Here is a 23,100-nt window from a genome sequence, read left to right as displayed (position 1 = left end):
GGCCATTGGACCTGAACTGGATCGATAGAAAGACACTCGATATAAATACTTAAGAGAACTCCATTACACCACATTATATGGCTCCTGGATTGACATTTTGTTCCCCCACTGATAAAACAGACAATCTGCTAAAAACTATTGAGTCTCTATCTCGAGAGAGGGTGACGTCTAAAAGTTTGTATGAGGATGATGATTTTTTCCTATTGTCATCGACATATCCAAATTATCCAGTGCAACTCTACGACAACGATGAAATACCAATCGTAATAGAAGGAAAAATCTACTCAGAAGATGCAAAACAACTCACGGCCGACCTGAGATCAATAATCAGAAACAAAAGCGATAGGGAATTAGCAAATTATATTGGTGATCGGTTGCACGGAATAGATGGAGATTTTCTTATTTGTATCTTTGACAAACCTCTCGAAAGAGTACTGATAGTAAACGATCTCCTCGGTCGACTCCCCTTCTATTATTCAACAGACAACCATTACACAATTGCAGCAAGGAATGAGTTCCTCTTCCCTAATCTACTCAACAGTTTAGAAATTGACGAATTGGCTGTCGCACAGTACTTATTATTTGGATATCCTCTCGGTACACGAACATTTTATTCGAATATCGAACGAATGTCTCCAGGAGAACTAATCGTCGTGAGTAATGGAGACGTCAAATCTTATAGCACACACACATTTGATGTGAGTAATCAGAGAAGAAAGGGTAAAACTGTTAAAGAAAACGCAACAGATCTTGCAAATATATTTTCATCAGTGTGTGAAAACCGAACGAAACATGCTGGAATAGACGTAGTTTCACTCAGTGGTGGCCTAGATTCAAGATCTGTCTTAGCTGGTATCGCGGACACCAACAATGTTTCGTCAGCGACGTTTGACCACAATCGAGTTGATGAGCCAGATATTATGGGCGCTCTAAAACTAGCTCGTGCATTCGATATTGATTGGCATCGGTTCTATATTGAAGAGCCCTCTGGAGACGCTTTGCAGGACCTACTCTTTCTGAAAGGTGGAATGAACCATCTCACGTCTGCATATTTGTTATATTACAATGCAGAACTATTAGACATATTTGGTGACTCGATGGTGTTGTATACTGGAAATGGAGGGGACAAAGTCATGCCCGATTTATCACCTAACAGAAGAATTGTCTCGGAGAAAAACCTCATCGATTATATAATTGATAATAATTCATATTATACTGTTGAAAAAGTAGCGAAGATGGTAGAAATTTCACCAAGCAAAATTTATCAATCCATTCATGACCGACTCCAATCTTATCCTGAATCATCATACAGTGATAAATATGTCCGATTTGTGATTAGGGAACGGGGAATGAATAGGTTTTTTCAAGGTGAAGATCGGGATCGATGCTTCTTCTGGACGGCCAGCCCGTTTTACTCATTTACTGTGTTTGAAGAGGCGATGTTGGTTCCCAACACGCAAAAAGAAGCTAATGGATTCTATGATACGTTCATCAAGCAACTTGATCCAAAGCTATTATCGGTGAATAACGCGATGTTCGGAGCACCCCCTGGATCGTTTCGACACAACGCTATTCGTAAATCGTACTCATGGCTGTCAGAATACAACTCGTTAAGAAAAGTCATAAATCCCGTTGGAAAATCCATCCTGGGGCTAGATAAAGGCAGAGCTAGCAGTGATTCAGCGTATATTCGTGTATTAAATGACTGTATTGATGATGGAAATTCTGCAGATACCCTTTCTAAAGATCAAATTAAGCTAATAATTTCAAACAGTAGTGAGTATTCGCGCGAAGAATTGGGGAACTTACTCACCGTTCTACAAGTCATTGAGCATAGTACCAACGAAAAAATAACTTTGAACGATTACTCAAATACACAATTTTAGTCATTGAATCAATGCCACTTCATAGAAAGTTGGCGACAAAAGTTACTTTTCCACGAGGTCTTCCAGATCAGGATGAGACCGATTATCAACGATCGTCTCAGACAGCTCAGTACATGTGGAAGCGCTTGTTATTTGGTTTCGGACTCTTTGCCACTTCCTATGTCTTACTAAGACGCGTACGGGGATTTCATCGATTCCTAAGATCTTAGCAATGGAGAGTCGATGATGACCGCTCCCGTTAAACACGATTTCGCCGTCGCGAGCAATATTCACTGTTACGTGATCTAATTTTCCAACCTCTTTGAATCCTTCAGTGCGAATACTTTCGTATAATTGATCGATTTGTTCATAGCGACGGATAATATCTTCTTTATTTTCACAGCCATCATATTTTCCTCTCTCCTCTATTTTCGATAGGAGGTGTTGATATACATCGGTTTCACACCAATCACGGCCTTCTTTGTATCGCTGCTTTATCGAACGGTATTTTGGTAATTCAGAGATCTTGGTTCTATCTTTGTCCCAGTCCCCCCCTCTCACTTCCGATCCAGCATAATACGCTAAGCTGAACCGACCATCATATCTAAATGGGTTATTATTGAACTCACCACATTGAAACACAATATCACTGGGATCAACGTAAATAATTTTCCGGGGTGGTGCAACACTAGGGAAAATTACACTTTTTAGCTTTCGAAATGGATAAAGAAGTGGTCTCGAGAGAATGGCCAATATAGCGACAACATAGGATAGTATTGTGATCTTCGCCCGTTCTGGATTGAATGACCACATGTCAATTAATTAGACTCATCGAGGAGAGTTTGGAATAGAGTCGCAATTTCTTCACACACTTTGGGGATTGTAAACTGTTCTGCATAATCTACCAATTCTTCTTCTACCCATTGCTTTTCGAGAGCTTCATTAATTGTTGCAAGTAAAGCGCTATGATCATCAGGGTCGTCAAACAACAAACCGTATTTTTCAGATGAAATTACCTCTTCACTCCCCCCATTTTTAGCAGCAACAACAGGAGTTCCACATGCCAATGCTTCTAATTGGACTAACCCAAAACTCTCACTATAACTTGGATGGACGAACAGATCAGAAGCACTCATCCAGTACTTCAATTCTGAGTTTGGTAGATAACCAGTGAATTGGATATAATCATCCATATTGACTAATTCCACTTGCTTCTTCAGCTGTGATTCAAATGGTCCCTGACCACCAATAACATATTTCACATTATTATTTTCTATCAGATTAGGAAGAACCTCTATTACGTTTTGAAATCCTTTTCTTTCAGTTAGTATTCCAAGGGAGAATAATAATACAGAGTCTTTTTCTAATCCAAGATGATCCCTTGCTTCCTGTTTTCGTAGGCGTTCAAAACGTCGAACATCAAAGCCATTAGGAATATACGACACATTCTGGTTAAACTGCTCGAGTAATTCACAATCCGAACGGTTCACACGAATCAAGTGATCAGCATTTCTCCAGGCACTGTGCACTTTCTCATTATTGGATTCAACCTCTTCAAAAAACCAGTCTTTATTTTCATGGACAGTTATCACATGCGGACTATCATACTTTTTACTTATGTGGTGGCCTGCATATCCTGCGGTCCACGTAAGATGACTATGGACGATATCAAAATCGATATCGTGATTTTGGATCATTGAATCACATTTCTTCGCATGTCGGTCACCTAGTTTAATCCGTCCGAAAGAGAGTGGTAAATATGTTAGGGGTACACCGATCACCTCTACATTACTAGGTTTCCCATCCAAGTTGATCTTCATGGAAGATGAATATGGTTTAATCCGATCAACCCCAAATCGTGCGATGAAATCTGCAACTTGATTATACCTTGCAAGAACGGTAATCGAGTTAAAATATTTCGATAATTCATCGACTTGGCTTTTGACAAATTGGTTGTATTGGTGTGATACAACTAGTAGATTTTTATTTTCTAATTCACAGCTACTATCGCTTGTTTTGGATCTAGAATTATCCATAGGTATCAGTAGATGTACTATCTAATGCCGACTACCTCATTGTGCCCATCCGAATAGACCAACGACTTTCTGTTTTCATTAACCTCACCAATGGGGATAACCCCGTGTACACGATTTGTACCTTTGTCCGTTCTCAATTGATAAATGGCTTGTTTTGACTGCGTATATTCCCTGTTTAAGAACAGATCGTGTTGATTTCGGTCAGAAATGCTATTTGGGTTTGAATGAGTCATCCGGACGGTCTCTGCGTCAACACCATAGTAATGATGTAACACTCGGCTAGCTCGAGCATCTGCTAAAATAGGATGCTGTGTTTCACCAAACTCACCGATATGTGAGAATATGTATTCTTCTCTGTCACTAATTCCATAACTCTCCGCAGCTGGTGCTGAGTCAAACACTGGGTCATCATATGCTCCTGCAAAATTTCCACCCATAAGCATTATGTACGGACCTATCAGTCCTATGAGAAGGCATACCTTCACCATAGTTCCCAATTTTCCATATTCAATAGTCGATTTAATTAGGTAGAAAAATGCTGGGGCTGCCAAGATTGCAAGTGGTACGTAGATAAATGGAAACCAGCGCCACGGTATTAATATTCTTAGACCGACTAGGGGACCGGACATCGCTAATGCCAACATTATTGCCGTTGCTCCACCAACTGCGAATGTTTCTCGATTGTCATCGATAGTCGTAAGTATAAGCAACGCTCCAAAGATTGCACCTGCAAGTAGAATTCCAGATCCGATCACATGAATGTTATTTAAGCTAGAGGATCCTAATATAAATGCATCTGCATCAGCAGGAACAGTAAACCCATCACTTGAAGTAGCTCTTGAGAAATGACTTATCCATCGTAAAAATAAAATGTCAAAGAAGCTCATTCCACTCTCAACAGAACTAATTAGTAAATGGAGGATTGATGTCACGAATAAGATACTGCATACCATCTTCAATCCTTTAGTAGACCTATATTCATGGAAATAGGTAGAGACCCAGTACGAAATTACAAATACAAATAATATAAATGCAGACAATTGATGAGAAAGCAACGTAGCAAAATATGAAAATATCAATAGTAATAGGTATCTATTATCCTTCTCACTTATATATATTATGAGGAAAAGTATTGTGGTAGTGAAGAATATTGCACCCATCGTTGTACTCGCAGGTTGAATCGAACGCTCAATCGCAAAGTCAGCACTCAAAAATAGAAGTGATGCTATTTGCGCAATCTGATGATTGATAATTAACAGAGTTACTAAATAAACTACTAATGCAGATACAACAATATATGGTACTACATTAAGTAAGAAAGAACTGTGCCTAATTGAGGTCCCTAAGACTTGGTCACCAGCCGCAACAGAAATATGGTACAGAGGCGATGTGAAATATCGGTTAGTGATATGTGGTTGAAGGTGTCCACTAGATGAAATTAACTTGGCAGTCTGATTATGGAGGAAGACATCATTTCCGATATATAGTGAGCTAGAATAATAAATTGTTGCTCGATGCACTAATCCAGAGATGATCACAAATATTATGGACAATTTCGATTTAGTAGCCAATATTACCATGATCGTGAATACATAAAGCAGAAGTGTTGCAGCATGAACACTAAGTGATCTTCCGGGAGAGTTAACATAATAGGTGGCAAGTAAAACAGAGACGATGAAGAAATATAGAATAATTACAATTCTATAATCCAAATTAATATTTGCGCGTTTATGCCAAACGTTACTATCGCCTGCAGTTATGAAATATGTTAGAAATACTAATCCCCCACAAATAAGTGCGATTGGGTATATAAGTGTATATGGATTTGGTATGATGGCATAAGTAATGAGTCCAATCACCCCTATGAGAACTACAGCAATAGACAATAATAGTGGATTATTTATGAGATTTCTGAATGACTGCACACCATTCCTTGAATTGTCGCTCATGTCTTAGAAGAATGGCCTGCCATATCCGATATTTGCTCTATTATGAATTGAGTGGTGTCAATTTTATCTTCAAATAACTTTTCACGTCTGTGTTGCCAAATTTGGTGGTCATTGTCGCTTAGGATAGATATTGCCTTCTCAATAGCCTTCTTTTGCTTATTTTCCCCAGAGCAGTTGTACACGAGGTCATACTTTTCTTCTAATTCATTTGTGTATCCCAGTTCAATTGATGAAACATAGATAGCAGGGGTACCTAAAACAGCAGATTCAGCGGCCATTGTTGATCCTTCACCGATAAATAGATCTGCAAAACTCATTAGATCATGCATCTTATGCGGAGGTACTGATGCACGATTTGTTTCAAGTTCACGTGGAAGCGGTGCTTCAGACGTGATCAAAACTTTGGCACCTGTGCTTTCTAATTGTTGAACAACATCTCGAATATCGTCAAACCCATCCTCTCCAACGTCATGAGCAGCCTCCCACGAGACGATACGTAAGATGACTATTGAGTCTGATTCACTTACACCAACTGTTTCAAGCACAGACGGATCCGCTTCAAAACGATCTGGGTGAAGATATGCTAATTCATGATACCCAGGATAACGAACTTGTTTAGGTCCAATATTATCTTGATAACAATCCGGAGTACAAATTCGTTCTGCAAACGGATATGTGATGCTATTTTGCAACGTAGCGTGTTCGGTGTCGTAGAACACCAACGATTTTCCATCTACTAACTTTGACACATGTGAAACCGAGGTGCCGCCAATGGCGGTCAAAACGTCAGGGTTAAAGGATTTTGCAGCCCGGTAAGTGCCCCGCGTAAGTCGCATTTGTGTGCGGATCTGGTTAATATCCCGTTTTGCAGGCTGACAGACGATATCGTAGCTAATTCCATATGAATCCAGTAAATCAAGAGACATCTCCTTTCTGATTGCAATCACGCGAACATTGTGACCGAGATCAGCCGCCTCTTCAATGTAGGGGCGAAAGAAGTGTACATGTGCGGGATGAGTGATTTGGACTAGTACTTTCATCAAATCACCATTCTCGATCAAGTACTGACTGTCGCTTTTCTTTATCCAATAGGAAATTGATACTCTGGGCACCAGTACCAATCATGGCCATTGGATCATCAAATGAGAGAGTTCCATAGCACGTGTTTTTGAACGGTGATTGGAACAACTCTATCATGTCCGATATTTCGATGCCGGATTTAAGGAAATGAAGTATCTCATTTGGGAGTACCCACCTGTACGTAACGTTGGTCTTGTACTCGATTGGGCGAGTGACCGATTCACCTTCCGCTAGTTTTGTGACTAACATCGGGAAGTCTACACCTGCCTCGATTGGTAACTGGACAGGCATCCAGAAACGTGGATTCACTTCTAAAAGTCTGGGTGTACCTTGTTGATCAACGATAAACTCAACCTCGGCAACTCCTTTCCAGTTCCCTGCAGTGAGAAGACGTTTCGCGTACTCTTTTGCTTCGGAATCATCAGTACTCTTCCCGACGACCGTCGGTCCCCCGCTAAGTGGATACTCCTTGATCCGTTCGTACGAAAAGGATGCAACCTCATTCTGTTCTCCGTCCAAAAGAACACAGGCAGTTGTATACCCCGTTTTTTCGACGTACTCCTGAATCATCGGGATCCCGTACTCCTCTTTCACCTCGAGAAACGCAGATTTCAGCTCTCGGTCGGATTCGACTCGAGTAATGCCTCTCGAGCCCGCACTTCGTCTGGGGCGAACGAGTGCAGGATAGGAGATCTCGTCTGCAATCTGTTCTATGCTCTTCCGTTCGGGAAAGTACGTCTTGGGGGTAGGAACCTGAGCATCGTTGGCGAGTTTGATCGTCTCACCTTTGTCCATGAACACGTCCATGACGTCGCTGCTGGCGAGATACGTGTTCGTATATTCGTTGATCCGGTCTTGATTGGCGGAGAGGAGGCTCGTCGTCACGTCCCGAGTTGGAAGGACTACGTCGTAATTCTCGTGTTTGATGTGATCAATAATCGCCTCAGTGAAATGATGAGGGGAATCTTCTGGATCGGGATACACGAGACGTTTATCGACGTGTTTCGAGAAGGACGTGAGATTCCATTTGAACGAATCTCCACCGTGAATCCGATACCCGTTCGAACCGAGCGAGCGGACGACTGCAAGGCTCGAAAGCGATCGTCCGTCGAGAACGAGCGCTCGTTTCATTCACACTCCCCCCTGACACTGCCGAACTTTGCTTCCTTGGTTGGTTCGATTTCCCATCTGTACGAGAACCCGAACGCGCGACACACGTGATTTACAATGCCGTGAGTGAGCGTGGTGGTCCATGGAACTTTCGAGAAGTATCGACCGCCCGAGTGAGCCGTTCCTTCGTACCCTTGTTCGATCAGCGCGATCGCTTCGCGGAGCAGCGGGGCCGTGAGATCGCTGTACTTGTGAGCGATATCCAACGGTGTATCCCATAGTGTAATCGTGAACCGCCCTTGCGTGATAATTGGTCCTTCGTCAATCTCTTCGTTCATGACGTGAATCGTCGCTCCACCATATCGTTCGGCGTGGGCCCACTGTGGGCGATATACTGACAGTCCTTTGTAATCAGGGAGGTATGAACTGTGGCAGTTAAGCGCGGCCTGTTCCGGAATTGACAGCACGTCATCGGGAAGGAGATACCCCCACCCACAGGCGACGAGATAATCGATACCGCTCTCCGGTGAAACACGTTCAAGCGCTGTTTTGGGATTGGATCGGTTGTTCGTCACATCCCACGGAACGTTCCACCGATCGAGTGTATCGGTCGCCTCACCGGTATCGTCCAGTACTACCCTGAGGTCGAACTTTTCGGAAAACCGACTATCCGTGGCGAGATGGCGAATTACCTTACGGCCCTTTAGACCGGTTGCTTCAATCAGCAATACGACAGTTTTAGACATATTAGTTACTTCTCGATCGATGGGTTCTTTCCGCCACGCTCCCCATGGTTGAGACGTTGATCGGTCCATTCGATTTCGAGTAAATCGGTCGCCGTCGCCGGTCGATAACCGCGGTCTCGAAAGAGGTTGATGACCCGGACGAACAGCGACTCGGTCCGGTCGATATTCCGTTCGTAGATGTGCCGCTTCACCGTCGGGAGGCGATTGTACGATGCTGTTCGATACAGATCCTGTAAGTGAACGTTATAAACGAGAACGTCTGGGAGAGGCGCGTGTTTCAGGTAATACAGGTATGGTCGTCCAAACAGTTTGAGATAGCTGTGTACGATCGGGATGCGCGTTCCCGGAGTCGATGCGACGGGTATTTCGAGCAGTTCCGTCGCCGTCTCGGGAACGTATGGGCATAACGGCGCGCGAAGATTGTTGTAAACGCCGGGTCGATACGATGGGAAGACGCTGGAGTCGAAGACAAACCCTTCTTCCTCTAGTATCGGCAATTCTGCCGGCTCGATGTTTCCCTGGGGTGCTCTGTATCCCTTCGGTGGTTCTCCGAAGTGATCGCGAAACACTTCGACCCCTCGTTGGATTTCCGTCCGGAAGTCGTAGCTCTTCGAGGTATCGTGTTGATACGAGTGGAGATGGAACTCGCAGTTCAAGTGTTCGTCAAGTCGGTCGACAGCCTCTGGGTATCGCTCGAGGGTTTGACCGACCACGAACACAGTTAGCGGAACGTCCAAACCGGCGATCAGTTCTATGAAATCGTCGAGATACTTGAGCGTAAGATGATCATACTGAGGATCGTCGAACTCCCAGTCGTTTTCGAGGTCCAAAGTTATACAGACGATCTTATCGCCGAACGAAAACTCGGGTTCCGTCTCCCGGGTCGGTGAGATCGAATCGAATTGTTCGACCTCATCGTATTCGAGAGTGACGGACTCGTCGGTGGACCCGTCCTGTGATCTTCTCGAGAGGTCGTTACTCACGCACCTGCACCTCCTTGTTCTCGTTCGCTTGCATATCGAACAGCATCGCGAACATGACGAACATGCTGCCGACCGAGAACAACAGCAGGCTCGCGGACGCCCGTACGAACAGCGAATCCCCGATCACGAACTTCGCGTACAGCGACCACGCCCCGCCAGCCATCCCCAGCGCCGCCGTCGCTGCCCCGAACAGGTAAAACAGCGCGAGCGGGTGGAAGTCCAGCACGAGGTACTTCACCTTGAGCCGCCAGAAGAAGTTCTTCAGCAGCATCCACGACACCTTCCGGATGTACGTCGTGTAGTCGATCGAGGACTCCTCGTCGCCGTAGACGGCGGGCATCGCCACGTCGGCCACCCGCATCCCCTTGGCGTTTAGCTTCACCAGGAGATCGTTACAGTAGCCGTAGTACTCGTACATGTTCTCGAGGCCGACGTTCGCCAGCGCGTAGTGGGAGATCGCCGTGTACCCGTTCTGGGGATCCATCGTCTTCCAGTAGCCCGACGCGATCTTCGTCAGGAACGTCAGGATCGAGTTCCCGAAGAAGCGAAACGGCGGCATGTCCGCGCGGTACTCCCTGTACAGCAGCCGATTGCCCTTCGCGTAGTCGGCCTCGTCCTCCACGATCGGATCCAGTAACTTCGGCAGCTGCGACAGATCCATCTGGCCGTCGCCGTCCACGGTGGGCACGATGTCCACCGCGTCCTCGAGCGCCGCGAGATACCCGGTCTTGATCGCGCCGCCGGCCCCCAGGTTCTCGCGGTGCTGGATCGGCACGACGCGCCCGATCGACGGTTCGACGATCGCCCGCTGGGCGAGGAGGCTCTCACCGCCGTCGGGAACGGGGTCGGGCGGTACCCGACTGTCACCGGCCTCGCCGTCTCGAGGCGCTGATCCGCCGTCGACGGCGACTTCCCGCTCGCCCGCGTCGTCGCCCTCGGCTTCGCCGTCCGCGCCGTCGAGCCCGCCGGTGTACTCGAGTTCCACGGCCGAAGCGTCCTCGCGGGCGGCCTCGTGGATCTCCTCCCAGGTGCCGTCGGTCGAGCAGTCGTCGATCAGGTACATCCGGTCGACGTAGTCGGGCATCTCGCGGATGACGTCGCCGACGAACCCTTCCTCGTTGTACGCCGGGATGACGACGCCGATCGAGTGGTCCCGGTACATCAGAGTTTGCGGTACCGAAAGCCGTGTTCGTGTGCCTGTTCCTCGAACGTCCCGTCGACGTCGACCAGTACCGGTTCCTCGGCCATCTCGTAGGCCAGGTCGCCGAACGGCAGCCCGTAGAACTCGCTGTGTGGGGTTCCAGCGATGAGGCCGTCGAATCCCTCGACGTCGAGTTCCTTCTGGACGTCGATGCCGAACTCGTCAGTAATCGCCTCGTTTTCCGCGTGCGGATCGAAGCCGACGACCTCGACGTCGTACTCGCGGAGTTCGTCGATCGTGCCGTCGATCGCCGACGTCCGGATGTCGCCGACGTTGGGTTTGTACGCCAGCCCGAGCACCAGCACGCGGCTGTCCCGCAACACCTTCCCGGCGTCGTTCAACGCCTTGATCGTCATCTTCGCGACGTGCTCGGGGACGTACTCGTTGACCTCGCGGGCCTTCCGGATCAGCTCGGGCGCGAACCCGTTCTGTTCGGACTCGTAGATCAGGTAAAAGGGATCGACGGGGATGCAGTGGCCGCCGACGAGGCCGGGCCGGTAGTCGTGGAAGTTCCACTTCGTGCCCGCCGCCTCGAGGACGGCCTGGGTATCCAGCCCGAGGTGGTCACAGGCCACCGCGAGCTCGTTGACCAGCGCGATGTTGAGATCCCGCTGGGTGTTTTCGACGCATTTCGCGGCTTCGGCGGTCTCGATCGTCGGCGCGCGGTGGACGCCCGCGTCGACCACCGACCCGTAGAGGGTGGCGACCTCATCGAGTGTCTCGTCGGTCATCCCGCTGACGATCTTGACGACGTTTCGCAGGCCGTGGTCGTCGTCGCCGGGAACCATCCGTTCGGGGGAGTAGCCGACGCCGAACTCCTCGCCAGCGGTCATCCCGGAGGCTTCCTCGATGGCGGGGACGAACTCCTCGCGAGTCGCACCGGGATAGACGGTCGACTCCAGAATCGCGGTGGCACCCTCCTGTAGGTGCTCGCCAACTGTTCGCCCGGCACTCTCGACGAGCTCGAGGTTGGGCTTCTCGAGATCGTCGACTGGCGTGGGAACCGCGACGATCACGTACTCGGCGTCGCCGATCGCAGTCGGGTCGGTCGTAAACTCGATGGTCCCGTCACGGATCGCTTCGTCGCCGACGTCGCCAGTCGGGTCGACGCCGTTTTCGAGCGCCGTGACCGTTTCTGGGTCGATGTCGTAGCCGCTGACGTCGTGGCCGGCCTGGTCGAACCCAGAAGCGAGTGGAAGACCCACGTAGCCGAGGCCGACGACGCAGATACTGGCGGTGTCGCTCCTGGAAATCGCCTGGATTCTGTCGCCCGTCGAGCGTTTCCTTTCACTCATCGGCTCTCACCCCAACCGAACTCGAGGCCACACCCACTGACGAACGTCGACTCGAGCTCGCGCCCCTCCGGTCGGTTCGCGAGTATCCTGCTGGGATACCCGGTTCGGCACGATCGTTCACTCTTTTTCCGCGTTCCGGGTTCGCGATAGATCTCATTAGATACTGTTCTCCCCCTGGAGATATTCAGCTCGTTCCGTATGTTGTGTGGGTGTACCGATAGCTATTGATTCTTCTGGCACTTCGTGGTCACGACGGCCCCTTGCAACGATGAACGACGTGCGGCCCACAGCACCCTCGGACAGGAGGGCCGCATCTCTCCCGATCACTGGTGGACTCGAGTCGTCGGCGTACTCGTAGCCAACGGTCGCCCCGTCGGCCCCCCATTTCGGTTTGTTATCTCCCGTTGAATCGACCATTGTGCAGCGCCCTCACGCGGTGGACTGAAACTGGTATTCAGTCTCGAGTGAACGTACTAATAGTCTCTGGTTCAGACGTTCGACACGTTGACGGAGTGTCCGTCGATGGACCGGAACAGAAATACATCGGTCGTGATACTCTCTACTATGCCCGCATGCACTCCCACCGATCAGTCGATCCTCGTCACTGGGGGCGCTGGCTTCATCGGCAGCCATCTCGCTCGAGCCGTAACCGGCGACAGTACCGTCCACATTCTCGACAATCTCACGACCGGTCGCCGGAAGAACGTCCCGTCTGGGGCGACGCTTCACGAGGCCGATATCCGTGACGATGCCGCTTGGCCCCAGTCGCTGGATCTGATCTTCCACGAGGCGGCCCTCGTCAGCGTCGCCGAATCCACCGAGAACCCGACCACAAGCCACGAGATCAACGTCGACGCGACGCTCTCCTTGCTTGAGCAGGCACGGACCCAGGAGACTCGCGTCGTGCTCGCCTCAAGTGCGGCGATCTATGGTCACCCCAACGAAACTCCCATCTCCGAGAGCCACTCGAAAGAGCCGACCTCACCGTACGGCCTCGACAAACTCACCATCGATCACTACGCACGCCTGTACAACGAGCTCTACGACCTCGAGACGATTGCGCTCCGCTATTTCAACGTCTACGGGCCGGGACAGGTAGCCGGCGACTACAGCGGCGTGATCAGCGTCTTCGTCGACCAGGCCCTCTCGGGTGAGGATATCACGGTCTACGGCGATGGTCAACAGACCCGGGATTTCGTCTTCATCGACGATGTTGTCCAGGCCAACCGCAACGCCGCAACCACTGACGCAGTCGGCGAAGCGTACAATATCGGCACTGGCGAGTCGATCACCATCCGTAAATTAGCCGAACTCATTCAGGACATTACTGATACGAACTCGGACATCGTCCACACGGAGGCTCGAGCTGGCGACATCGACCACTCCGAAGCCGATATCTCGAAAGCCACCGAGCACCTCGACTACGAACCAACTGTATCGATTCGTGAGGGCCTCGAGCAGACTATCGAGTGGTATCGCAATCAGCACGCGAACTAGGAAGACGAAACACGTTGCTTCACAAGTAGGGGAGGGGTGACATCCTCGCCCGGCGTGAACGGCGGGATTCTCTCGCTAATGTCATCAACTGGATACAAAGATAGTGGCGAGTTCCTCGGGAGTATACAAATAGAGGTCCGAACGTTCGGACACAAGCGTTTCTAACTCGTCAGTAAACCCAGAACGTGAAAACAGTGCATACTCAACGGTACGATCATCTCCCTGCCATCGAACGTTTTCCTCAAGTTCCTCGAGATCAGTTAGCAAACTGGTTCCGACAGGAGTATTGGTCCACTTGCACTCGCCGAGTAGCAGTGTGTTCGTTTGTGGATTGAGTCCGACGACGTCGATTTCTGCTTCCTTGTACCACCACCGACCGACACGTGAGCAATCGACCGGAACGGCCGCTGACTGAACTGCTTGCTGACATACGTGTTCAAATGTCTGGCTGGTATGATCTGAGAGCGAATCTGCAAGCGAGTCTCGAACTGCCGCTGTTCGGCCCTGCTCGAGTGTTCCCTTATTCGGGGCGACGAACCGAAACCAGAACCGGAGAAAATCATCTGCGATCCGGTATACACCACGTCCGTCTGGATCAGTCACCGGTGTCTCCCGTTCGACAAGCGCTAACTTCGAGAGGTTTTTGAGATATCGAGAAATACCGCTGGCATCTTTTCCGATCGTGTTCGCGATATCTGTCACACGGGTCGAACCCGCAGCAATTGCCTCGAGGATAGCCATGTACGTTGCTGGTTCCCGAAGCTCCTGCCGAAGGAGAAATTCTGGCTCTTCATACAGGAACGCTCCTTTTGAGAGGATGTGTGTCTCGATATTCGATAGCAGTGATTGCTCAGGATCGAACTGCTCTAGGTATGCCGGAATTCCACCGAGCACACTGTACGTCTGGATTTGTGTGTTGATATCTTTGTCTGGAAAAAACCCTCGCATGTCCGCGAATGAGAGCGGGGCTAACTCCCATTGTCCGGTTCGTCGACCGTACAATGGGCTTTCGTAACTCAATACGCCTTCTTCCATCATCGAGATCGAAGATCCGAGAAGAACAAGGGAAATTTCTGTGTCTGCGAGCACCTCATCGACGATCGTTTGAAACACAGAGGGGATCGTCTCATCAGCCTCAACCAGATACGAGAATTCATCCAGAGCAACAATATATGGTCCATCAACTCGGTTTTTGAGATACTGAAATGCATCAACAAATCCATCGACATCGGGTGGGATGTCATCGAACGCCTCTGCACATTGGGTAGCGAACTGTCTAGCATTATGTGCTGGGCCACGCTGATCGCATAGATAGTATATACACTCTGTCTGAAGAGTTTCTAAGACCTCTGTCACCAGCGTAGTTTTTCCAACGCGACGCCGTCCATACACAACGAGCAGTTGGCGCTCGTCTCGAGTGAGATGTGACCTAAGCCACTCTACCTCTTTGGCGCGGTCGATCATTATACACGCGATAATATTATCTCATGCATAATAAACCGATGGGTGGCCGGACTGAGATCACTGGTCGGCTTCCTCCTCGAATCTCTATGCCACCGTCGTCGGGTGAATACTGTTGGTCGGCTCCATCCCACCCAGAAGGACGAGGCTTTCGCCTCGAATTTTCCCTAACACGCTGTCGACGACCGAAACGCTGTTCCAACTCCCCCGCGTCCGTTCGCCCGTGCCGACCTTCGCACGCACCGGCTCGGGAAAGTGGCACGTCGTCGGTCCCGACGGCTGCCGGTATGGCAAGCGGTTCGCCGACGACACCGCGCCCGACGAAACCGTCACGGCAACCGACATCGTCGCCTACGAGCCGCCGGAGACGCCGGACGACGGCCGGTCCGGGTCGGTGTCGGTCTCGCTGTCGATGGGTGGGAGTTCGTTCCCTCGCGGGCGCACCGACGACCAGCGCCTCGTCCTCCCCGCCCTCATCGAGGACGGCGACGCCGGCCTCTGTGGGTCGTGTCGGTCCGTCCTGGATCGCCACCAGCGCCGCCGGTCCCGGATCATCGCGGGGCTCAAGCTCGTGACGACCCGCCGCGACGTCGACTGGGACCGGGCGGACCACGACTCCCGCCGCAGCTGTGACTGGTGTCGGTCCCACGAGTCAACGACCTATCGCGGGCTCGGGGCGAGGGTGTGTCCGGCCTGTCGACGGCTGTTCGAGACGCCACTCGGCGAACCGGCCGACGACCGCGCTCCCGAGACCGATCGTCTCCCCGAGACGCCCGACCAGCCGATCACGCCGATCGTCTTCGGAACGACGCTCCCGGAGTACGATCCGACCGATCTGGTCGGGAGCAACCGGCCGCTGATCAAGTACCGCGAGAAGCACAAGTATGCGGACTTAGTGTTCGAACTCGAGCGCACGGGCCACGGCTTCGCCGCGGCGGGCATCGAGGCGTTCGGCGATATTCGTGCCGACTACGCCGAGCGGGTCGCCGACGATGGGACACACCAGACCGACGTCGCGATCGACGTCGGGAGAACGCCACGGACGGTGACGCTCGAGGGGATCCGCCCGGACGACCGGGTCGACGTGATCGAACGGTGCTGGGAGGTCGCGAGCGATCCGGCCTACTGGGTTCCGCTCGGGTGGCCACAGCAGGGGTACATCCATCGCCGGGGGACCGATCCCGAGATTCCGGGCGACGATCCGGTCGTCGCGGAGTTCCCCCGGCTCGACACGCGGGAGCCGTCGTCGTCGGTCGATACGGACGCCCTTCGATCGATAACCGAACCCGGACGGTACGACCGGGGACGGAGCTACTACGAGCGCGGGGCCGTGACCGACCTCGAGCACGTCGACGACGTGGTCCAGGCGACGGTCCAGGGCAGCCGGCCCTACGACGTCCGGGTCACCCTTTCGGACGGACGGTACGTCGAAGGGCGGTGTAGCTGTCCCGACGACGCGGTTCCCTGCAAGCACATCGTCGCAACCGTGCTGGCAAGCGGCGACATCGAGACCGCCGGCGGCGACCAGTCGCTGGAGGACGTACTCGCGTCGGCGTCCGCGAGGGAGTTGCGCGCGCTGTTGCAGACGCTCGCCGACGAGGACGTCGCGGTTCGTAAGCGAATCTACGACGAGTTAGCCTGCTGATTGACCTCCTCCTCCGCGTTCACGCGGAGGAATCCGACCATCGGATTTCCGCCGAGTGCAGCGTTCACGGTTCCAACCCGCACTCAGAGGGAACCGGCAGCATCTCGGAAGACACAGTCTTCCGACGGTCCGCGAGAGCTTGGCTCTCGCTTGATACCGGCGAAACTCTCGTTTTCTCCCTCGCTGTAGGGCTGTGGCCCGGTCAATGAGGCCCCATCGGAATCCGTGTCATTGCTGTGTAAACCACCGCAGGTCCACCGTCCCTTGTGGTTCGGGGCCAGCATCTCACCGATCCCGTAGCAATTTGTCATATCCGGCCCACAAGTAAAATAATTGTGGTGGGAAATCCAGCACTGCAATAGAAGTTACACTATGCTGTCCGCTCGACCCCCGCCTGTTCGCTCCTCAGTTCCGACAGAGCGTCCGAACACACCTCACTCACGGGAAGGCGGGGGTATACGCTCGTAACTCTATCACCGCCATTAGAGTTCCAAAAACACAGCACGGGGATTAGTCACAAGAAGGTGATCAGCAGATGCAACGACTCCAACCGTCTCCCGAAGATTGGAATCCCCAACCCATCGATAGCAGTCAGCACCGTAGCGACCCGAGTTCGGATCGCGTTCGATACGGTCCTCGAAAGCTGTTCGTTGGAGTGCGTCCCGTATTTTCTGCTTACTGATTGTGTCTTTCTCTCAGTTCGAACCCCGATTGTCGTTCGGTGAGAGGCCAGTCTGTCCGAATCGTTCTACAGCTGCTACGAGTGGCCCGACGACAATCTCCCGAACGAGATATCGTCGTCGTGGGCTCTGCCGGAGCCAGTCAGCAATCGGTGGACTACACCTGTAGTACAGATCGATGAAGAGACGACCCACACTGTGTCGATCAAGGACGCTATCGCGGAACTCGCGGAGCACGTCAATTTCCTCGGCGTGAGGCGTATTGTACGCTGCCGTCGCGATGAAACATGGATCAGTAGCGGTTACAGATATCGAATCGGCATCGCTTTCACTTTCAGCAGCGACCGTTACAGTGCCCGCAAGCACATTTTCTGGGACGTGAAACTCGAGGCGGTCGCGTTCACCAGGCGCTAACTCGACGGTCGCAGTATCCGTAACCGGCTGGCTGAGCTCGATTTCCTGGGTTGTTTCCTCGGTTCCAACATTTATCACATCAACGAGAACCTGGAGCGGGTCGCTCTCGTCGACTTCGGCATCTGCAACTGGGTGCTGAATCGTGACGAGAACAGTATCTGCCGCTGCTGGCTCCTGTCCGTCACGGAGGTCTGGATATCCATCACTGGACGTTTGCCACGTCCCATCGAAGTCGAATTCGTCCATGGCAGTCTCTGCAGTCGTACCGACCATCGGCGCTGCAGGTGGCGCTTCCTCGATTGACCCAAGACCTTCCCCACCGTTGCTCTCCGTCTGTTCGGTGCTGGGAATGTCCCAATACGATCGTTCGACATCACTGTCCATATTGAGCGCGACAACTCCACCGGGGGATTCATCGCCAGTTACCGTCCCAGCTGCAAACGACTCGGAGAGCTCCCCGTTGGCGTGAAGACCAACAAGCCCACCGACGTAATCACGGCCAATCACATCACCGGTTGCATACACGTATTCGAGTGTCCCTTCGAAGTTGTCTCCCACGAGCCCACCGACGAAATCACCGCCGGCAGAGGCGGTCCCAGTGGCATAGGACTGCTGAATTGTACCTCCACTATTGAAGCCAACGAGACCGCCGATTACGCCACCTGTCCCACTAACGTCGGCAGTGGCTGTAGACTCGACGATTGAACCTCTGTTCTTTCCCAGAAGTCCTCCCAGAAAACTATCCCCTGCAATGGACCCCGTTGCGGCAGATGTCTTTACGACACTGTCTCCGAGATTCAATCCGACAACCCCACCAACGTCGTTTCGTCCAGTGATGATACCAGTGACGGATGAATCAGTGATCGTCCCCTGATTGATACCAACCAGACCGCCTGTTTGTGAGCTTCCGGTGACAGTTGCCTGTGAGACGGAGATGCCTGTCAGTTCTCCACCATCTAACGTACCAACTAGTCCGACGCCAGTTTGGTGGGGTCGATAAATCTCCAGCCCATGGATGAAATGGCCGGCTGCGTCGATCTCTCCCGCAAAACCACTCCCGAGCCCGATTGGGGTGAACCCAAGTGTTACAGCTTCCGATAGTTCGTATGCTGCTGATAGCGTTTCTCCATGATCTCCAGGTGGAGATTCGAACGTAAGTTCTCCAGTCTCATAGTCGATGGAGTATGCGGATTCACTTACAGCGTCTCCATCAACAAACACGTTTTCTGAATCAGCTACTATCGGAGAGAGTGAGAGTTCGTATGACTCATCAGTTGCCGGGCCTAGATCGTCCGTCGCGATCTCGCTCGTTTCGTTCCAGCTCGCAGTTTCGGATGCATCAATATCATCCCCCAACGCATAGGAGGCAGTGAGATCACCGTTTGCCGCTTGTAACTCCACAATATTGGTCACAATGTATGGATTGTCGACCGTTCCCTCACCTCCCATGTCCTCGAGGAGCTCGTCGTACTGGGCTGAATCGGGTACTGACTGTTCTTGGGCGGCCGTCGGCGTTCCAAAACTAGTAAAGCCTACTGCACCAGCACCCGCTATCTTCAGGGCATCACGTCTGTCGATTTCAGGAAGGATGCGTTCAGTCATCGAGAATAACTTTCTTACGGTGTTATTAATATCTTCGGTAATCATAATATCTTTCACTATATTTTTTGTTGTTAATAATAATCTCCTACGAGGGCCGAGCGTCCCCGAACAGGTTGTCACGTTCCTGTACTAATATCGAGACAAAACATTCGCGAGATCGGAACTCGCAGCGGTAATTCTTTCTGGTCAGCGTTCGAGCCAGTAGTGCCAGTCCTCAATGGCTTGCTCGGTATCACTGCTGGCCTCTACGGGTTCCAGTTGGCTCAGCGGTACGCCGAACTCCCGATCCATCCACTCGATGGTGACGAACTGTTGACGGAGAGATGGTTCAGACGAGGGCTTACCGACTACACGAACTGTTTCGCTTTCCTCCAGCGGAGAAACTTCTTGTTCGTCGATACAACGCGCTTTGAAGGGAAAATCCATCGTTTCCTCCAGATAGATGTGCCATCCCATCGCTTGCTCTTCGGGCGTGTACGCATCGACGATGATCTCCATATTGATTCGTTCGTCTCGTTCTTCATCTCGATCTCTCGTTGTCATGGCTCACCCCCAGTACGGGCATGAAATGCTTGCCCTGATTTGAACTCGGTTAACTCCCCGATTCGACCTTCGAGTTCTTCTATCTCCTGACGAAGCTCTTCGGCTTCCTCGCTTTCGGTGGCAGCGAGTTGTTCCTTGAGACCTTGCAGGCGCGTCTGCTTGCGTTCCTCGTCTACCTCGGCCTTGCGAACGTACTCGCGTTCGTCGATTTCGTATACGTCACTCTCAGCCAGTTCCGTCACCTCGAGCGCGTCATCGACCTTTGTGCGGTCGACACCCATGACACGCTTGCGCTCGATGCCAGCGTCCTCGAGCGCCGCCAGCACCTCCTCGTCATCCTTGAGCGTACGGTTGCGTCGAGTCGTCCGTTGGACAGAGCCAAACGGGCCATTGACCGGCCGATCGTGGTGGAGACGATTGAGGAGGACGTCGGCGACGTCCTGGCGCAATTCGTTGGCGTTGCGCTGGACGTCCGAGAGCAGCGTGTACAGATTGACCAGCGCATCCGTGTCCATCTCCTCTAGCGTGGTGACGTTGTGGCGTTCGAGTGCATCTACGAGCAAGAGCGCGTCGGCGTACACGGCAAGATCGGGCTCCGTCCGGTCACCTGTCTCCGGCGCAGTCTCGCCCTCGAGCAGCTGTGTCGACGTTGACGTCGGCCCATCCTGCTCGACGATCACACCAGCATCCCCGTTGATCTCAAAGCGCGGATGCAGGCTCCATACCGCCGGATACGGGTCGGCATCAGGCGGGAGCCGATCGAGTTGGAACCCAGTCGGCGCATCAGTGATCCGCCGGTACAGCGTCTCGAACTGATCGCGCTGGAGTGGTCGCTTTTGCTCGTTATCTTCGAAGCTAATGATAACACGTTGCTCCTGGACATCGGTGATTCGGAACCGATTGTGCGATAAGGGTGTAACGAGCGTCGCTCCGTCGGGGAGCTCCTCGAGTTCGTCGAGGAGCGTCTGCCAACTCACACTGAACGGCATATCTAGAGTGAGGTGGTCAGGTGCCAAAACCGTGTGGGATATCTCGGACTGGACAACGTCGTGTCCCACGAAACGGTGGTACTCTCACGACCGGTCTTCGTTGGGTTGGTTCACTGCCGACGGTGACGATACACCGCTTCCCTATCCAGATCACCAATCTAATCAGGGAGTATCCATTTGAACTATTATATAAACTCAGCACTTGGAGACAAAGAGTGGTGAGTTCCTCGATCGTATGGAGATGACAACGATCAACCATAGTATTTTCAGTTCTACAGACCGTATCCCCGAACTGGCGGGAGTGGACGCATCTGCCATACACTGGTGCCCCACGTGACAGACAATCCCGCCGTTCATTGACTCCCTCCTCTACAGAGAGACAGCGAGAGTGCCTCGGGGCTTGACCCCGAGGGTGAATCGCGTAAGCTTTACTACTCATCCAACCGTACTGAAGGATACAGTTGCGACGGGGATTGAAGACCTCAATCCGAAGCAACTGCTGGCAGTTGCGAGGAATGCGACACCTCTCAAAACCCGCTATGGCGGTGAGACGGGTGTTGTCGGGCGGGGTGGAGCCGTCGACCCTCACGGACGCGCCGGGCGTTCGGGTGTTAATTCCAACCGACCCATCGCGGGGAGGACGAGGGGAATTAAATTCGCCTGCGACAGCACGGCCCGTTTTGGGACGTGCGGTCAAAACGGTGAAGCCGCGGGGCTTGCCCCCGCGGTACTTCACGTTCACGCGGGGGAGGAGTCAAGTCGTCGCGGTCGTACTCCGATCCGGTGTTGAAACCGCTCTCGGCGGTCTGTGTGACGACTGACGACCCCTCGAGATACGTCCCGACAACCTCCGGATACTGGCCACGCTGACTGTGTTACCGTTGAAAATAACTTATGAGTATTTTCCACAGACCTTCGCAAATCCTGGGAGAAACGAGAAACCATGCCCGAGGTGTGCAGAAGATTAGTTGTGGGTTGTTAGTAATCAGATTTTTACAATAAGTATATTGTGCAGTACTGCCAATGAACAGACAGGTGGGGATGGGGGACTCGTCAATAGCCCGTTGACACGTCATCCCTGCCTACCACCCCTTCCGAACACCCATCCAGGGGTTATCGTCGTTGCCCATCAGGTTCATCACCCCCCTGATAGGCAACGCTCCGTTCGAACACGTATTGGGGTGGGTCACCCACCGACCCTGGAGTTTTGCGTCGGTAGCTGTTTCTGCTCAGTCATGCCCGAGCGGGCTGTTCGAGAGCTGTCTCGGCTGCCTGGTCCTCGAGACATCGATCGTACGAGGTCCGTATCCGAGAACTCCGTCTTCGGTAGCGCGTATCATCGAAGAGATCTCATACTGTGAGGATTCTTCACTGATGAAATGGATGGCGGTGCCCGGTTCGAATTTCATGGTCTCGAGTTCGATGGCAGCTAGACTGCTACGGAATGCTACCTTGACAGATCAGATGCGACGTGATCAGTCCGGCGGTTTCGCCGGAAATGACAGACAGCAGACCGCCTGAGATGATCTAGTTAGCGCCACGCTCGAAGATCGACGAACGATTCGGACCCGCTGGCCGCGATCCATTCGGTACAGCGGGTGAGGTCGTCAGTGAAAAGGACGACTTCGTCCGGTTCGTCTCCATTCTCGACACGGAGTGTTTCGACGGGAAGAGAGTAACAGCCCGTTCGCTCCGAGTCGCCGATCTGTACTCTAGCAGCTTCTCCGTCGCTCATACGGCATCTGATGATACCAGAGTTGATCAGTGTTCTGGCCACCCTCAGAGGCGTCGAAAGTTAGTATGACAGCAGATACCACGGTATTCGATTCTACGTAGTGACGAAAGCCCGGGGACCTTTGAACCACTTTGCTTCGAGGGGGCTCACCCGTCCACTATGTACCGTCTGCGAGTACACTGGCAATGGTTTGGTCGTGTCCCAAGCTCGTCTAGAGTCGTAACTGACTCCTGTGGAAACAGGGTCACCTCTGGTACCTACCCCGAAGT

General features: G+C 52.0%; 18 protein-coding genes. 3 read left to right on the top strand and 15 right to left on the bottom strand.

What is annotated here, in order from left to right:
* The first annotated feature begins 230 nt into the window (after positions 1–230).
* Positions 231–1,886 carry an asparagine synthase-related protein gene (locus FYC77_RS15945; protein ID WP_162354545.1) on the top strand — a complete coding sequence of 552 codons (1,656 nt, stop codon included), beginning with the start codon at positions 231–233 and terminating at the stop codon, positions 1,884–1,886.
* A 42-nt stretch (positions 1,887–1,928) separates the two neighbouring features.
* Here FYC77_RS15945 and FYC77_RS15940 read toward each other — a convergent pair whose 3' ends face one another.
* The 10 genes from FYC77_RS15940 to FYC77_RS15895 all read right to left on the bottom strand — a co-directional run bounded on the left by FYC77_RS15940 (position 1,929) and on the right by FYC77_RS15895 (position 12,682).
* Positions 1,929–2,678 carry a ParB N-terminal domain-containing protein gene (locus FYC77_RS15940; RefSeq protein WP_149082493.1) on the bottom strand — a complete coding sequence of 250 codons (750 nt, stop codon included), beginning with the start codon at positions 2,676–2,678 and terminating at the stop codon, positions 1,929–1,931.
* A gap of 5 nt (positions 2,679–2,683) precedes the next feature.
* On the bottom strand, positions 2,684–3,901 hold the full coding sequence (locus FYC77_RS15935; protein WP_149082492.1) for a glycosyltransferase: 1,218 nt from the start codon (positions 3,899–3,901) through the stop codon (positions 2,684–2,686).
* A gap of 17 nt (positions 3,902–3,918) precedes the next feature.
* Positions 3,919–5,850: a hypothetical protein gene (locus FYC77_RS15930; RefSeq protein ID WP_149082491.1), complete on the bottom strand. Its 1,932-nt coding sequence runs from the start codon at positions 5,848–5,850 to the stop codon at positions 3,919–3,921.
* The gene (locus tag FYC77_RS15925; RefSeq protein WP_149082490.1) at positions 5,847–6,890 is read right to left on the bottom strand and encodes a DUF354 domain-containing protein; all 1,044 of its coding nucleotides are present in this window, start codon (positions 6,888–6,890) and stop codon (positions 5,847–5,849) included. The genes FYC77_RS15930 and FYC77_RS15925 overlap by 4 nt, the downstream gene beginning before the upstream one ends.
* Before the next feature lie 4 nt (positions 6,891–6,894).
* The gene (locus FYC77_RS15920) at positions 6,895–8,061 is read right to left on the bottom strand and encodes a carboxylate--amine ligase (protein ID WP_149082489.1); all 1,167 of its coding nucleotides are present in this window, start codon (positions 8,059–8,061) and stop codon (positions 6,895–6,897) included.
* Positions 8,058–8,786 (bottom strand): formyltransferase family protein, encoded by a 729-nt coding sequence (locus FYC77_RS15915; RefSeq protein WP_162354544.1) that lies wholly within the window; start codon positions 8,784–8,786, stop codon positions 8,058–8,060. Before FYC77_RS15915 ends, FYC77_RS15920 begins: the two co-directional genes overlap by 4 nt.
* Before the next feature lie 5 nt (positions 8,787–8,791).
* Entirely contained in the window at positions 8,792–9,769 is a 978-nt protein-coding gene (locus FYC77_RS15910) for a polysaccharide deacetylase family protein (RefSeq protein WP_238386987.1), read from the bottom strand.
* Entirely contained in the window at positions 9,762–10,931 is a 1,170-nt protein-coding gene (locus tag FYC77_RS15905) for a glycosyltransferase (RefSeq protein WP_149082487.1), read from the bottom strand. The genes FYC77_RS15910 and FYC77_RS15905 overlap by 8 nt, the downstream gene beginning before the upstream one ends.
* Positions 10,931–12,265 carry a nucleotide sugar dehydrogenase gene (locus FYC77_RS15900; protein WP_149082486.1) on the bottom strand — a complete coding sequence of 445 codons (1,335 nt, stop codon included), beginning with the start codon at positions 12,263–12,265 and terminating at the stop codon, positions 10,931–10,933. The genes FYC77_RS15905 and FYC77_RS15900 overlap by 1 nt, the downstream gene beginning before the upstream one ends.
* Positions 12,266–12,421: 156 nt before the next feature.
* Positions 12,422–12,682, bottom strand: coding sequence for a hypothetical protein (locus tag FYC77_RS15895; protein ID WP_149082485.1), 261 nt, complete (start codon positions 12,680–12,682; stop codon positions 12,422–12,424).
* Positions 12,683–12,829: 147 nt separating this feature from the next.
* Between FYC77_RS15895 and FYC77_RS15890 the strand changes: the two genes are divergently transcribed.
* Positions 12,830–13,762, top strand: a complete 933-nt coding sequence (locus FYC77_RS15890) for an NAD-dependent epimerase/dehydratase family protein (RefSeq protein WP_149082484.1) — start codon at positions 12,830–12,832, stop codon at positions 13,760–13,762.
* An 84-nt stretch (positions 13,763–13,846) separates the two neighbouring features.
* Here the strand turns inward: FYC77_RS15890 and FYC77_RS15885 are convergent, their stop codons facing one another.
* A complete protein-coding gene (locus FYC77_RS15885) occupies positions 13,847–15,226 on the bottom strand; it encodes an ATP-binding protein (protein WP_149082483.1) in 1,380 nt (459 codons plus the stop codon).
* 220 nt (positions 15,227–15,446) lie between these two features.
* Here FYC77_RS15885 and FYC77_RS15880 point away from each other — a divergent pair, with 220 nt between their 5' ends.
* Positions 15,447–16,868 (top strand): SWIM zinc finger family protein, encoded by a 1,422-nt coding sequence (locus FYC77_RS15880; protein ID WP_149082482.1) that lies wholly within the window; start codon positions 15,447–15,449, stop codon positions 16,866–16,868.
* Between the two features lie 695 nt (positions 16,869–17,563).
* Here the strand turns inward: FYC77_RS15880 and FYC77_RS15875 are convergent.
* The 4 genes from FYC77_RS15875 to FYC77_RS15860 all read right to left on the bottom strand — a co-directional run bounded on the left by FYC77_RS15875 (position 17,564) and on the right by FYC77_RS15860 (position 22,831).
* Positions 17,564–19,609: a CFI-box-CTERM domain-containing protein gene (locus FYC77_RS15875; RefSeq protein WP_149082481.1), complete on the bottom strand. Its 2,046-nt coding sequence runs from the start codon at positions 19,607–19,609 to the stop codon at positions 17,564–17,566.
* A 141-nt stretch (positions 19,610–19,750) separates the two neighbouring features.
* The gene (locus tag FYC77_RS15870) at positions 19,751–20,107 is read right to left on the bottom strand and encodes a calcium-binding protein (RefSeq protein ID WP_149082480.1); all 357 of its coding nucleotides are present in this window, start codon (positions 20,105–20,107) and stop codon (positions 19,751–19,753) included.
* Complete coding sequence (locus FYC77_RS15865; protein ID WP_149082479.1) at positions 20,104–21,096, bottom strand: PD-(D/E)XK nuclease family protein; 993 nt, start codon at positions 21,094–21,096, stop codon at positions 20,104–20,106. Before FYC77_RS15865 ends, FYC77_RS15870 begins: the two co-directional genes overlap by 4 nt.
* A 1,531-nt stretch (positions 21,097–22,627) precedes the next feature.
* The gene (locus FYC77_RS15860) at positions 22,628–22,831 is read right to left on the bottom strand and encodes a hypothetical protein (protein ID WP_149082478.1); all 204 of its coding nucleotides are present in this window, start codon (positions 22,829–22,831) and stop codon (positions 22,628–22,630) included.
* Positions 22,832–23,100 lie beyond the last annotated feature (269 nt).

The sequence above is a fragment of the Natrialba swarupiae genome, from assembly GCF_008245225.1.
Taxonomy (GTDB): Archaea; Halobacteriota; Halobacteria; order Halobacteriales; family Natrialbaceae; genus Natrarchaeobius; species Natrarchaeobius swarupiae.
Note: the sequence above shows the minus strand (reverse complement) of the source record. Positions and strands in the feature narration are given on the sequence as shown.

Excerpts from the sequence above, each read along its gene's own strand:
- FYC77_RS15920 (WP_149082489.1), bottom strand. The coding sequence starts at position 8,061 with ATGAAACGAGCGCTCGTTCTCGACGGACGATCGCTTTCGAGCCTTGCA.
- FYC77_RS15870 (WP_149082480.1), bottom strand. The coding sequence starts at position 20,107 with ATGACAACGAGAGATCGAGATGAAGAACGAGACGAACGAATCAATATG.
- FYC77_RS15915 (WP_162354544.1), bottom strand. The coding sequence starts at position 8,786 with ATGTCTAAAACTGTCGTATTGCTGATTGAAGCAACCGGTCTAAAGGGC.
- FYC77_RS15905 (WP_149082487.1), bottom strand. The coding sequence starts at position 10,931 with ATGTACCGGGACCACTCGATCGGCGTCGTCATCCCGGCGTACAACGAG.
- FYC77_RS15895 (WP_149082485.1), bottom strand. The coding sequence starts at position 12,682 with ATGGTCGATTCAACGGGAGATAACAAACCGAAATGGGGGGCCGACGGG.
- FYC77_RS15890 (WP_149082484.1), top strand. The coding sequence starts at position 12,830 with ATGCCCGCATGCACTCCCACCGATCAGTCGATCCTCGTCACTGGGGGC.
- FYC77_RS15925 (WP_149082490.1), bottom strand. The coding sequence starts at position 6,890 with ATGAAAGTACTAGTCCAAATCACTCATCCCGCACATGTACACTTCTTT.
- FYC77_RS15865 (WP_149082479.1), bottom strand. The coding sequence starts at position 21,096 with ATGCCGTTCAGTGTGAGTTGGCAGACGCTCCTCGACGAACTCGAGGAG.
- FYC77_RS15935 (WP_149082492.1), bottom strand. The coding sequence starts at position 3,901 with ATGGATAATTCTAGATCCAAAACAAGCGATAGTAGCTGTGAATTAGAA.
- FYC77_RS15930 (WP_149082491.1), bottom strand. The coding sequence starts at position 5,850 with ATGAGCGACAATTCAAGGAATGGTGTGCAGTCATTCAGAAATCTCATA.
- FYC77_RS15860 (WP_149082478.1), bottom strand. The coding sequence starts at position 22,831 with ATGAGCGACGGAGAAGCTGCTAGAGTACAGATCGGCGACTCGGAGCGA.
- FYC77_RS15940 (WP_149082493.1), bottom strand. The coding sequence starts at position 2,678 with ATGTGGTCATTCAATCCAGAACGGGCGAAGATCACAATACTATCCTAT.
- FYC77_RS15875 (WP_149082481.1), bottom strand. The coding sequence starts at position 19,609 with ATGATTACCGAAGATATTAATAACACCGTAAGAAAGTTATTCTCGATG.
- FYC77_RS15885 (WP_149082483.1), bottom strand. The coding sequence starts at position 15,226 with ATGATCGACCGCGCCAAAGAGGTAGAGTGGCTTAGGTCACATCTCACT.
- FYC77_RS15900 (WP_149082486.1), bottom strand. The coding sequence starts at position 12,265 with ATGAGTGAAAGGAAACGCTCGACGGGCGACAGAATCCAGGCGATTTCC.